Source organism: Bacteroides faecis (assembly GCF_020091505.1).
Classification (GTDB): Bacteria; Bacteroidota; Bacteroidia; order Bacteroidales; family Bacteroidaceae; genus Bacteroides; species Bacteroides faecis.
The window spans coordinates 118,387-132,160 of record NZ_CP081916.1 but is presented as its reverse complement, the minus strand read 5'-3'; the positions used below and the strand labels follow the sequence as shown (position 1 = coordinate 132,160).

Here is a 13,774-nt window from a genome sequence, read left to right as displayed (position 1 = left end):
GGTGAGAATAAATTCTCACTGTAACAAGAAACTATTCTTGTTGCAGTGGGCATTGTTCCTTTCTCCGTTATTCATTCTTAATTCTTCATTCATCATTCATCATTCTTCATTCTTAATTGCTACCTTTGCCTCACTAACTAACATTACGTAATAAAAAAAGAGATTATGGCAACACCTCCGTTTAAGTATCAGCCCATGTTTGAAAAGGGAAAAGATACAACTGAGTATTATCTGCTTACAAAAGACTATGTATCGGTAAGCGAGTTTGAAGGACATCCTATCCTGAAAATTGAGAAAGAAGGTTTGACTGCGATGGCTAATACTGCTTTTCGTGATGTGTCATTTATGCTTCGTCGTTCGCACAATGAACAGGTTGCTAAGATTCTGAGTGATCCGGAAGCTAGTGAGAACGATAAGTACGTAGCATTGACTTTCCTGCGTAATGCAGAAGTGGCAGCCAAAGGGGTACTTCCATTCTGCCAGGATACCGGTACCGCTATTATCCACGGTGAGAAAGGACAGCAGGTATGGACTGGCTATACGGATGAAGAAGCTCTGTCACTGGGTGTTTATAAAACATATACTGAAGAGAATCTGCGTTACTCTCAGAATGCGCCTCTCAATATGTATGATGAGGTGAATACACAATGTAACCTGCCTGCACAGATTGACATCGAAGCTACTGAAGGAATGGAATACGAATTCCTCTGTGTTACTAAAGGTGGCGGTTCTGCCAATAAAACATATTTGTATCAGGAAACAAAAGCAATTCTGAATCCCGGTACACTGGTTCCGTTCCTGGTTGAAAAGATGAAGACTTTGGGAACAGCTGCTTGTCCTCCTTATCACATTGCTTTCGTTATCGGCGGTACTTCTGCCGAGAAGAATCTGCTGACTGTGAAACTGGCTTCCACTCACTTTTACGATAATCTGCCGACTACAGGAAATGAGTATGGTCGTGCTTTCCGTGATATTGAGCTGGAAAAACAAGTGCTGGAAGAAGCTCACAAGATTGGATTGGGCGCACAATTCGGTGGTAAATATCTGGCGCATGATGTCCGTATTATTCGTCTGCCTCGTCACGGCGCCTCTTGCCCGGTAGGTTTGGGCGTATCTTGTTCTGCGGATCGTAATATCAAATGTAAAATCAATAAAGAAGGTATCTGGATTGAGAAACTAGATTCAAATCCGGGCAGTCTGATTCCGGCTGAATTGCGCCAGGCTGGTGAAGGTGATGTAGTGAAAATCGATCTGAACCGTCCGATGGCTGAAATTTTGAAAGAACTGACTAAATATCCCGTATCCACTCGTTTGTCACTGAGCGGTACAATCATTGTTGGTCGTGATATTGCTCATGCTAAACTGAAAGAGCGTTTGGATCGTGGAGAAGATTTGCCTCAGTATATCAAGGATCATCCTATCTATTATGCCGGTCCGGCCAAAACTCCGGCTGGTATGGCTTGCGGTTCAATGGGACCGACAACTGCCGGACGTATGGACTCATATGTTGAGTTGTTCCAGAGTCATGGTGGCAGTATGGTTATGCTGGCGAAAGGTAACCGTAGCCAGCAGGTTACAGATGCTTGTCAGAAATATGGCGGCTTCTATCTGGGGTCTATCGGCGGACCGGCTGCAATCCTAGCTCAGAATAATATCAAGAGCATTGAATGTGTTGAATATCCGGAATTGGGTATGGAAGCTATCTGGAAAATAGAAGTAGAAGATTTCCCGGCATTTATTTTGGTAGATGACAAAGGAAATGACTTCTTCAAACAGATTAAACCACGTTGTGCCAAATAATAAGTAACAAGTAATAAGTAATAGCAAGTAATTCTTGCGGTTGATTACATAAACATTCATTTTAGGGATACCTGTCAGTTTTCGTATGGGCATCCCTTTTTTATAAACTTGCTTATCTAATAATTAAAACACCATGAAACCACTAGTGATGAATTTATCCAATCAAAAGAACCAGCATATTGTTTGGCTGGATGTCGTTCGTTTTATTGCGATGTTTACAGTTGTCTGCTGTCATTGCACCGATCCGTTTAATTTTTATCCCGGTACGGCTCCGAATATCGGAGAAATAAAACTTTGGGGTGCTATCTACGGATCTGTACTGCGTCCGTGCGTGCCTCTGTTTGTGATGATTACCGGTGCATTGCTTCTGCCTGTAAGAGGTGATACTTCTACTTTTTACAAGAAACGTATTCCCCGTGTCTTTTATCCGTTCCTGATATGGTCGGTGCTATATAATCTGTTCCCTTGGATTACAGGCCTGTTGGGACTGAATCCTCAGATTATTCTTGATTTCTTCCCGTATGCGGGAGAGGAAGTGATGCAGCAATCATTCTCTGTATCTTTGAAATATATTTTGATGATTCCGTTCAACTTCTCCATTTTAGCCGTGCATATGTGGTATATTTATCTGCTTATCGGGCTGTATCTGTATTTGCCGGTTTTCTCAGCTTGGGTAGAGAAGGCTTCGGAACGTGCCAAACTGATGTTTCTGCTGGCTTGGGGGGTAACTTTGCTGCTTCCTTATTATTATCAGTTTGTTTCTAATTATTTATGGGGAACCTGTTCATGGAACTCTTTTGGAATGCTGTATGCTTTTGCCGGTTTCAATGGCTATCTGTTGTTGGGGCATTATCTGAAAAATCTGGAATGGAGCTTGAAGAAAACGTTGGCGATTGGCATTCCGATGTTTGCAGTCGGTTATGCGGTGACATTCTTAGGTTTCAGGCATATAACCGCATTGCCGGAATATACGGATGAGATGCTGGAACTCTTCTTTACCTATTGTTCTCTTAATGTTGTAATGATGACGATACCTGTGTTTATGCTGGCAAAGAAAGTAAAAGTGAACTCGGAAAGAATGAAAAAGGCATTGGCGAATCTCACTGTATGCGGATTCGGTATTTATATGATACATTATTTCTTTACAGGGCCGTCGGTCGTGCTGATGAGAGCTATTAATATGCCGATTGGTTTGCAGATACCTGTAGCCGCTATTCTTGCTTTCGCCGTTTCATGGGGATTGGTATGGCTGATCTATCGTGCAGGAAAGGTTGCTAAATATATAGTAGGATAATAAGTTATAGAAAATAGAAATAGATGAGAGGTTATCAAAGGTTAATAGTAACTGGATTATCCTCCTTCCTGAAGGAGGAGAGTTTAATTACTATTGACTTTTGACATCCCCCTCTTATCGTTTCTTCCGATATTATTTTTTATTTAATTCCTTCTTCCATTTCTCATATTTTGCCAGTACTTTGCTGCCATCTTTGTTGTACCAGCTATATCCGTTCCGGCGTTCATGTCCGATTTCCGATATGTCATATTTCTTAATTCCGTCGCGGTCGGAGAAGAAAGGACGATTAGTATCCAGTTCATAAAAACGTGCCCATAGTATGGGGCAATCTTCGCAAGGGATCATCCGGTAATCTCTTTTTCCGTCACTGTTGGTGAAGTATTCTTTTTGTATTCCTTTTATTTCGGATTTCTTGAACCATTTGACGGCTGATTCTATCGATTCAATTACTTTTTCCGATGGATGGGGGAGAGACATGAGCAAAAGCACGATATTGTCGGATTCTTGTCCGCTCAATGAAGGTAACTCGTATGCACGTGCCTTGCAGGGCTCCAGTGTGATGCGGTCATGCTGTGCACACCATACTGTCAGGTCCCCGTTTTGGCGAACCTGTGTCCGGAGGATACATTCTATTCCTTTGTCAAAGGCTTTACGTGCTTGCTGGCAGGTTTCATCGGGGATGAAAGTATAAGGAGACTGCTTTTCGTAGATTTCCCGTAACTGCTGCATGACTCTGACCATTGCGTTGTCATTGTATGTGATTTGGACATAGTATCCTGTAGGACGCGGGTAGAACTGAGGCCATCCGCCGTTGTCATATTGCGCTTTGAGTAGATATTGGATGCCTTTCAGTACTCCTTCTTTGTATTTCTCTTTTTGTGTAGCTTGATAAAGACGGGCCAGATATTGGATTTCAGTTGTCGTGGCGTTGTTGTCAATGGTACTTTGGTTGACGTCTCCTTTCGCATTCCATGCTTTGGTGTATTCCTGCTCTGTCAGTTCTGCCGGCATGTAAATGTTTTTGGGCCAGCCTCCCGTGACTTGCTGATACAATAATACATTGTCTCCGATGCGTTGTGCTTCTTCTGTCCGGAAAAAGGCATCATTGAACTTGGGAGCGAGGTGTACCCATTCTTTGTAATTCTGTTGTTTCCTGTAATCTGTTGCTTGGGCTGAAACTCCGGTCTGAATGAAAAGTAACAGAAAGAAAAAGGCTGTTTGTCTCATGACTTCTATTGTTAAGTGAATGTTATGGTGTGTGCAAATGTAGAAGAAAAGGTCGGGAATGAAGGGTAATATCTGTTCTTAATGGCATAAAAATTGGGCTAATCGCTTTTATCAGATGATTAGCCCAATGAAAACAGGAGAATCAATGTTTTATTGCTCCAGATATTTGGTGATTTTTCCGCTGATTTGCAGTAGTGAGATTTCGCAAAGTTTGGTGTTGTATTCTGCCGAGAGAATACGTTCTTCGGCATCCAGCAGACTCTTTTGTGCCTCGCGTACTTCAAAACCGGAAAGGTCTCCCTGTATATAACGGTCCATGGCGATATCATGATTGTCTTTGGCAGTCACAAGATTCTGCCGTTCCAGATTCAGCAGCTGAAGATTATTACGGTATGCTTGCCACAAGTTGCTGAGATCGGAACGAAGGGCTAACTCCAATTCCTGTCGTTCCAGACGACGATTCTTGAAGGCAAGGGTTGCGTTGCGCTTTTCACGGCGGCGGTTGCCGTCGAAGATATTAAAACCGACAGTAACTCCGGCATTAAAGCCTAAGTTGCCTCTTCTGCTATTTGCATTGATATCATACTTATTAAAGGTGTATCCATAGCCGGTATTCAGTTTGAGGTATGGATAGTTGCGGGAGTTGATCTTTTTGTAATCCAGCTGTGCCAGTACGGTGTTCTGGTCGGCTTTCAGCAAAGAAGCATTGGTGGATAAGGTAGCATTCCATAAATCGTCGAACAGTAAGTCACTGTGTACGTCAATGGTAGAATCTTTGATGACGATAATCTGATTTACATTATTGTTAGCCATCAATTCATTAAGTTGGATGCGTGAGGAGTGCAGCAATTCCTGTTGCTTGATGTATTGGGCACTGTCCGCATTGAAGTCCACTTTGGCTTGCTGATAATCCAGACCTGAGAATTTACCGACAAGATGGCTCGCTTCTGCTATACGCAAGCGTTCTTTGGAAAGTGACATCGCATAATGAAAGTTCTTCAAACGGATCTTTTGCTGGATGAAGTTGTAGTATTCCGAGGCAAGATCGGCGATGAAGTCTTCAATGGCAATGCGGGTATTGATTTCGCCCTGCCGTTCCAGTTCCTTTAGTTGCTTGTACGTAGTGCTGATATTGAATCCGTCGAAGATGGTCCAGTTGAGGTTGAGGCCGACGTTAACTGTCTGGTCGTAGACTCCATTATTTTTGGTGACCTCTCCGGTGGCACGGGCTTTCGTCTCGATGTTGTCCAGGTTTCCGGTATATCCGGCAGAAAAGTCCAAAGTAGGCAGATAACCTGCATTTCCGAGTGTCGCGTTATTCTTGCTGATCTGTTCTTCGTTATGGACGATGCGCAGAGAATAATTGTTTTGCAGCCCTTCTTCCAGACAGTCTTTTAAGGAATAGATTCGCTGTGCCTTCACTGGAGAAACTGATATGAAGACACATGTGGTAACTATGTATATGATTTGTTTCATGCAAATACTTTTCTGTTTCATTCTTTTGTTATTTTGATTCGGTTAGTCGAAATATAACTGTAGATGGCCGGCACGATATACATAGTAAGCAGTGTGGAAACAACCATACCACCTACTACAGCTGTACCCATGGCGATGCGCTGATTGGCGCCTTCTCCGCTGGCAAATGCCAATGGAATAAGTCCCAGTACAGTAGAAGCACTTGTCATTAGAATCGGGCGCAGACGCTGTAATGCGGCATCTTTGATGGCGCTCATTTTATCCTCGCCTGCTTCTTGTTTCTGATTGGCGAATTCCACGATCAGGATACCGTTTTTAGCCACGAGACCAATCAGCATGATAATACCGATCTGACTGAAAATATTCATTGTGATATCTCCGAAATACATGAATACCAAGGCTCCGGCGATAGCCAAAGGCACTGTTAACATGATTATTAACGGGTCCTTGAAACTTTCAAACTGTGCTGCCAGGATCAGATAAATCAGAAGGATAGCCAAAATAAAGGCAAACATCAGGCTCGAAGAACTTTCACGGTATTCCTTGGAGTCTCCGGATAATGCGGTACGGAAAGTATCATCCAATGTTTCTTTGGCAATCTTGTCCATTTCATCCAGTCCTTGTCCGATGGTCTTTCCGTCAGCCAGTCCGGCGGAAATTGTGGCTGATACAAATCGGTTGTAGCGGTACAGTTTGGGTGGAGCGATACCGTTTTCCAGCTCAATCAGATTATCCAGTTGTATCATATCTCCATTGCTGCTGCGGATGTAGATAGCTTTCAGATCGGCAGGCTTGTTTCGTTGCTGGCGGTTGATTTCACCCAAAATTTCATACTGCTTTCCGTTCATATAGAAATATCCCATACGTTGGCCGCTCAATCCGTATTGCAGCGTTTGGGCGATGTTTTTGGTACTGACTCCCATTACACTTGCTTTGTCACGGTTGATCTTGATGCGGGCTTCCGGTTTGCTGAACTTCAAGTCTACGTCTGCCATTTGGAAAACCGGATTCTCATATACTTTGGCCATGAACTGCGGTAATACCTCCTGCAGTTTTTCAAGATTGGTAGCCTGAAGTACGTATTGGACAGGCATACTTCCCCGGCGTCCGCCGAAAGAAGACTGCTGTTGTACGAACGAGCGTGCCATGGTCTTTTTCTGAACTGCCTTTGATATCTTTTCCGCAACTTCCATCTGCGTGTAGTCACGGTCTTTCATGTCTTTCAGTGTAATGCGTACGTTTCCGCTACCACTGGATACACGTGCTGTCACCGCTTCCGCATCCGGCAGAATAGAATCTACAAGCTGGTTGATATCTTCGGTATAGTCCCGGATATATTCATAAGTGACACCCTCCGCACCTCGGGTGTTGATAGAGATTTGCGACCGGTCTTCAAGCGGTGCCATTTCTGCCGGAATAGCATTCCATAAGAAGCCGATCAGGCAGATGGTTATAAAAGTGAACGGAAGTGCCAGCCAGCGCTTGCGCAAAAAAGCAGCGAGCGAACGGCTGTACCATCGGTTCATCCCTTCAAAAAACGGTTCTGTTTTAGTGTAGAACCAGTTTTGTTTCTCACGTTTGATGAGTAACTTTGTGGCCAGCATCGGTGTGAAGGTCAGTGCCGCAAATGAAGAGATAATGACAGAACCCGAAATTACAATACTGAATTCCCGGAACAAACGTCCTGTCATACCTTGCATAAAGACAATCGGGAAGAATACTGCAACCAGTGTGATGGTCGTTGAAATAACGGCAAAGAAGATCTCTTTGGCTCCTTCTATTCCCGCTTCTTTCGGACTCATTCCTTTTTCAATACGGATATAGATGTTCTCCGTCATTACGATGGCGTCATCCACCACCAGTCCCACGGCCAGCACAATGGCAAGCATGGAAAGTACGTTAATGGAGAATCCGGCAAGATACATGACGAAGAATGCTCCAATCAGCGATACGGGAATTACGATGCACGGAACCAGCGTCACCCGCCAGTCGCGTAAGAAAAGGAAGATGATGATGATAACCAGAATAAAGGCTACATATACAGTCTCTTTTACCTCATTGATAGATGCCCGGATAAATTTGGTATTATCAAAACCATAGCTATACGTCACATCTTCCGGCAGGTCCTTCTTCATCTGTTCCATGCGTTTGTACACAGCATCGGCAATTTCGATGTGATTGGCTCCCGGCTGTGGAATAACAACAACACCTACCATGGGTACACCGTTCATTTTCATGTAACTTTTGATGTCGGCAGGCCCAAGTTCTGCGCGTCCGATATCGCTGAAGCGGACGATACGGTTATTGTCTTCTTTTACAATAAGATCATTGAACTCATCGGCGGTATGCATTAATCCCAACGTACGGATTGTCAGCTCAGTTGTGTTTCCTTCAATACTACCCGAAGGAAGTTCGACATTCTCATTGTCTACTGCATTCTTTACATCAATCGGAGTGATACCGTATCCCGCCATCTTGACCGGATCGAGCCAAAGGCGCATGGAATAACGCTTTTCACCCCAAATGGATACACTACTTACATCAGAGATTGTCTGCAATTGCTCTTTGACAGTCAGGTCCGCAATCTCACTTAATTCAAGCAGTGAGCGTTTGTCGCTTTGGAGGGCAACCATCAAAATGGGCATCGCATCGGCATCCGCTTTTGATACAGTCGGTGGGTCACAGTCTCGGGGCAGATAACGTTGGGCACGGGAAACTTTGTCACGTACGTCATTTGCTGCAGTTTCCAGGTCGACTGAAAGTTCAAATTCTACTGTAATACGGCTTTGTCCCTGCTGGCTGACGCTGGATAGAGACCGGATGCCCGGTATACCATTAATATTTTGTTCCAGTGGCTCGGTTATCTGGTTTTCAATTACGTCGGCATTGGCCCCCGGATAAGAACAACTGACAGAAATGATCGGGTTGTCCACTGATGGATATTCACGGACACCCAGATAACTGTATCCGATGAAGCCAAAGAGGAGAATAATGATTGTCAGTACCGTAGCTAATACCGGACGGCGTATACTTAATTCAGATATATTCATAAGGCATGGCAGGTATTAGTCAATATTGTCCAATGTAACAGGAAGTCCCAGACGAAGTTGCAGTGTTCCTGATGTAAGAATGGTATCTCCTACTTGAAGTCCTCTTACAATTTGTACTTCAGCATCCGTACGAATGCCTGTTGTTACTTCTACAGGCTCAGCTTTTCCTGATTTATACAAGAAAACTTTATCCTTTCCCATCTCCGGTACAATAGCTTCCGTCGGGATGGCGATCGCATTTGGAATTTCTTCTTTTTTCAATTGTATACTTGTGTATCGACCGGGAAGCAGGGCACGATTGGTATTGGGATAAAGTGCGCGTGCTGTGTATTGATGCAGGTTAGGGTCAATCGTTGACTCTACTGCATATACCTTTGCGCTGAAGGCATCTAGTTTTCCTTCAATTCTGAAATTCAGGTTCGTCCCTTTCTTAATCTGGCTTGCATAGCGTTCCGGTACTGAGAATTCAACTTTCAACGGAGTAATCTTTGTCAGTTTGGCAACAATGGTTGTCGGCGAAGCATATGAACCGACACTGATTTGCCGGAGACCAATGATTCCGTCAAACGGAGCGCGGAGTTCAGTCAGGGCAATGTTTGCTTTCACTATTTCTATATCAGCATTTAAAGTTGCCAGGTCAGTTTTTACCTGTTCATAGGCTTCTTTACTGACTGCGTCCCGTTTGAGCAGGGCATCTTGTCGGAATACTCGGTCCTCTGCTAATTTTAGTTGTGATACCAACCTTTGTAGCTGTGCCTGTAACTGCCGGTCGTTTACCTTGGCAAGAAGTTGACCTTTCTTTACGGGCGTTCCTTCTTCGAAGTTGATTTCGACTACTTTTCCGGAGGTTTCAAAAGATAAATCGACTTCCTCGTCCGGTAAAAGTACACCGGTAGTGGTGTATTCGTCTGTTAATAGTTGAGGTTTTATGACTTTGGCATTGACGTTCAGAATTTTCTTCCCATTCTTTTGGGTGTTTTTTACCTTGTCAGCAGCAGCCAGTTCGTCGTTAGTTTTAGGTAACTGTGAGTAAATTCCTCCACCGATAATTCCGGCACCGATAAGAATAATGATGCCCCATTTAGTTTTTTTATTCATGGTTTAGTATAGTATATAGCACGTTATATAATATCTTCTTGTGATTAGACGACACCTGAAAGAAAAGGTTTAATAGCAGATAGATTAAAAGAAAGTTAACGGTATGTGTGGCTTTGATAACAGAAAAAAGAGTAAACAGGATCGTTTTATCTGTTAAATGCTGTTTAAATTTTAGAATCAATTCATTAAAACTCGTAAAACTTTGCTTAATGTTTAAATAAGGTTAAAATTGAATTTGTAACTGTTTGACTTTTAGAATTGAAGTATCTGAATAATGTCGCTTTTTTAAATAAATACTAGGCTATTATTGCGAATTCAGAGTAGATAATGCTGACTTTATGTCATTTCTTTCGTTTTTTGTCAAATCGCTCATAGAAAATGTCTTCCTGAAAAATTTGCGTATAAATATAAAGGTTTATAATTTCGCAAAGTTTTTTAGGAATTTATAAACAAGAACATCACAAGGTTAAAACACGTATTCTTTTTTTATAATAGCCTAATTAAACCTGTCGTGAGTTTAATTTTTATTAGGGTATTTAACTTTTTAAATTATGGATGAACCTATAGTGAGGGTAGAGCACCTTTCACATCGCTACAGCGTACAATGGGCTATCCGGGACATTAATCTGGAGATCAAGAAAAAAGGAGTTTTTGGTCTGTTGGGGTCTAATGGCGCAGGAAAGTCAACCACTATGAACATCATGTGTGGGGTACTGAACCAAACAGAGGGTGAAGTATTTGTAAATGGTATTAGTTTGAGAGAAAATCCGGTTGAAGCCAAGAAGTTTATAGGCTTCCTTCCTCAAAAGCCTCCTTTGTATGCTGACTTTACGGTAGATGAGTACTTGGTCTATTGTGCACAACTCAGGCACATGGAGTCTAAAAGTATCAGGGCTGCCGTTGATTGTGCGAAAGAAAAGTGTGGAATAATGCACTATAGCAAACGTCTCATTAGTAATTTGTCTGGTGGATATCAGCAGCGTGTCGGTATTGCTCAGGCAATCGTACATAATCCGCTTTTCGTTGTTTTAGACGAACCCACCAACGGACTTGATCCGAATCAGATTGTCGAAATCCGTCACTTAATAAAAGAAATAGCGGTAGACCGTGCAGTGATGCTGTCTACTCATATCCTGTCGGAAGTACAAGCCACTTGTGATGAAATTAAGATGATTGAACATGGAAATGTTGTATTTTCCGGAACTATCCGTGATTTCAATAATTACATGGCTCCCAGTACTTTGGTGACTATCCTGGAGAATCCTCCACAAACTGAAGAATTAGAGAAAATTCCAGGTATCCTTAAAGTCGAAAAGCTGACTGCTACTCGTTTCCGTTGTCATTTTGATGGAAACGATCATGGCATGACACGACGTATAACGGAAATGGGCGTGGAGAAAGGGTGGCGCCCCAGCGAAATTATTCTTGAACGGGACTCATTGGATACTGTTTTTGCACAGTTGTCCGGAAAAGGAATAAAAATCGATTAATCACAAAATATAATAAAACATTGATATGAAAACTACATATCGGATAGCTATTGCCGAATTGCGTTCCTTATTTTGTTCCCCGGTGGCATGGCTTATTCTAGTTATTTTTGCTGTGCAGGTGGGTGTGGCTTTTGGAAATGCGTTCGATCGTCAGGTACAGGGACAAGCATTAGGATATACTCTTTGGGATGTGACAGCCTCTATTTTTACAGGTTGGATGGGAATCTTTCCGGGCTTCCTGCGTAACCTTTATCTATATATCCCTTTGTTAACAATGGGGTTGATGAGTAGGGAATATAGTAGTGGTTCTATAAAACTGCTGTTCTCATCTCCGGTTACTGACAGCCAGATTATCTTTGGTAAATACTTGTCGGTGTTGATTTACAATTTAGTATTGATTCTTCCCTTATTAGTTGTTGGGGTATTTTGTGGCATCACTATTACGAATGCCGATTTAGGCTTACTCTTTACCGGAATATTGGGTATATACTTGCTGATTTGTGCTTACGGGGCTATAGGTTTGTTTATGTCCAGTATTACTTCTTATCAAGTAGTAGCCGCTATGGGAACTTTGGCTGTATTGGCTGCATTGAATTATGTTGGTGAAGTTGGACAGGATTATGCTTTTGTGCGCGATGTCACATATTGGTTATCTATATCCGGACGTGCGGATGAATTTATAAACGGATTGATTTGCAGTGAAGATCTGTTGTACTTCTTATTAATTATTGCATTGTTTTTAACTCTTTCTGTATTGAAACTGCGTGCCGGACGTCGTAAAGAATCTCGTGGGAAAACATGGGGAACTTATGGTGCTGTGGTTTTATCTGCTTTATTGGTGGGGTATATTTCTACATTACCTACTTTGAAATTATATCATGATTCAACAGCAACAAAGCGTAACACACTGACGAAAACGAGTCAGGATATTATGAAGCAAATAGATGGTGGTTTGAAAATAACCAGCTACATGAATCTGCTGGATGATAATTATGCTATTGCTTTGCCAAGTCAGCTGAAGAGTGATTATGAGAGGTTTGAAAAGTATATTCGCTTCAAACCGGATACAAAGATGGAGTATGTTTACTATTATGATGAGGCTAATTCTCAATTGGATTTCCGCCTTGAAGGCTGTAATACTCTTGAGGAAAAAGCTCAAAAAATGGCAAACATTTTGAATTTGAATATTAATATGTTTTTGACTCCGGAACAGATTCGTGAGAAAATAGATTTGCGGAATGAAGGAAATCACTTTATACGTGTTGTAGAACGGGATAATGGTCAGAAGAGTATTTTGCGTTTATTTAATGATAATGAAAAGCATCCGTCGGAAACCGAAATTTCTACAGCTTTGAAACGTTTTGTGGTACAATCACCGAAAGTTGCTTTTCTTACTGGTCATGAGACGCGTGATATTTATAAAACGGGCGATCGGGACTATAATCAATTTGCGGAGAATCAATATTTCCGTTACTCTTTGAGAAATCAGGGATTCGATGTAGTAACCTTGTCTTTGGAAGATCAGGAAGTACCGGAAGATATAGATATTGTAGTGATAGCAGATATGAAAACGCCTTTCAATGAAGTTGAAAATGATCGTTTGAATAAGTATATCGCTCGTGGAGGAAATCTTTTCATTTTAGGTGATGCCCGTCGTCAGGAAATAATGAATCCCATAACTGAACAAATGGGAGTGACTTTTATGTCAGGAACATTAGTTGAAATGAAAGAGAATGATTCTCCGTCATTGATTGCCGGGCATATAACTAAAGAAGCTGCGCAGCGTTTTAAACCTTATACCCGTCCATATGAGTTCAGATCTGTCATTACAATGCCTGATGCTGTTGGTTTGGTATTTGACCCTTCTAAAGGTTTCAATGCCTCTCCGGTGATTGTTACAGACTCTTTATGTTGGAATGAGTTGCAAACAACAGACTTCTTAGATGATAAACCGCAGTATAACCCTGAAACGGGTGAGAAGCAAGGTATTATTCCTACAATTTTGGCGCTTGACCGTAAAGTTGGTGATAAAGAACAACGTATCGTCATAACAGGAGATGCGGATTGCGTAAGTAATGGAGAAATGAGCAAAAGTCGCAATGGTTATTCATCTAATAATTTTACAGTAATTACCGGAACTTTTAAATGGCTTTCTTACGATGAATATCCGTTAGATACAGAGCGGATTAATCCGGAAGATAATGCAGTATCTATAGGACGTGATGCTCGTAAAATGGTGAGATATGGCTGCTACGCACTTTTGCCGCTAATCTTTGCCGCTTGCGGAATTACGATCCTTGTTCGTAGAAAGAGAAGATAATAAAGAGTATCCTTATAAA

Annotated in this window: 8 protein-coding genes; 4 read left to right on the top strand and 4 right to left on the bottom strand. The window is 42.1% G+C overall.

All coding sequences use genetic code 11. The features are described from left to right. Positions 1-165 precede the first annotated feature (165 nt). Positions 166-1,800, top strand: a complete 1,635-nt coding sequence (locus K6V30_RS00965; protein ID WP_055270584.1) for a fumarate hydratase — start codon at positions 166-168, stop codon at positions 1,798-1,800. A gap of 133 nt (positions 1,801-1,933) precedes the next feature. Further along, on the top strand, positions 1,934-3,094 hold the full coding sequence (locus tag K6V30_RS00960) for an acyltransferase (protein ID WP_055270581.1): 1,161 nt from the start codon (positions 1,934-1,936) through the stop codon (positions 3,092-3,094). Between the two features lie 132 nt (positions 3,095-3,226). Here the strand turns inward: K6V30_RS00960 and pelA are convergent, their stop codons facing one another. From pelA to K6V30_RS00940, 4 genes are all read right to left on the bottom strand, one after another. Continuing rightward, positions 3,227-4,321, bottom strand: coding sequence for a pectate lyase (gene pelA / locus K6V30_RS00955; RefSeq protein ID WP_055270579.1), 1,095 nt, complete (start codon positions 4,319-4,321; stop codon positions 3,227-3,229). Between the two features lie 150 nt (positions 4,322-4,471). After that, positions 4,472-5,818, bottom strand: coding sequence for a TolC family protein (locus K6V30_RS00950; protein ID WP_010539462.1), 1,347 nt, complete (start codon positions 5,816-5,818; stop codon positions 4,472-4,474). Continuing rightward, the gene (locus K6V30_RS00945; RefSeq protein WP_008759587.1) at positions 5,815-8,847 is read right to left on the bottom strand and encodes an efflux RND transporter permease subunit; all 3,033 of its coding nucleotides are present in this window, start codon (positions 8,845-8,847) and stop codon (positions 5,815-5,817) included. The genes K6V30_RS00950 and K6V30_RS00945 overlap by 4 nt, the downstream gene beginning before the upstream one ends. A gap of 15 nt (positions 8,848-8,862) precedes the next feature. Next, positions 8,863-9,945 (bottom strand): efflux RND transporter periplasmic adaptor subunit, encoded by a 1,083-nt coding sequence (locus K6V30_RS00940; RefSeq protein WP_010539461.1) that lies wholly within the window; start codon positions 9,943-9,945, stop codon positions 8,863-8,865. A gap of 551 nt (positions 9,946-10,496) precedes the next feature. Between K6V30_RS00940 and K6V30_RS00935 the strand changes: the two genes are divergently transcribed. Both K6V30_RS00935 and K6V30_RS00930 read left to right on the top strand, forming a co-directional pair. Next, entirely contained in the window at positions 10,497-11,435 is a 939-nt protein-coding gene (locus tag K6V30_RS00935) for an ABC transporter ATP-binding protein (RefSeq protein ID WP_022300904.1), read from the top strand. A 25-nt stretch (positions 11,436-11,460) separates the two neighbouring features. Next, positions 11,461-13,755: a Gldg family protein gene (locus tag K6V30_RS00930; RefSeq protein ID WP_055270577.1), complete on the top strand. Its 2,295-nt coding sequence runs from the start codon at positions 11,461-11,463 to the stop codon at positions 13,753-13,755. The last annotated feature ends 19 nt before the right edge of the window (positions 13,756-13,774 follow it).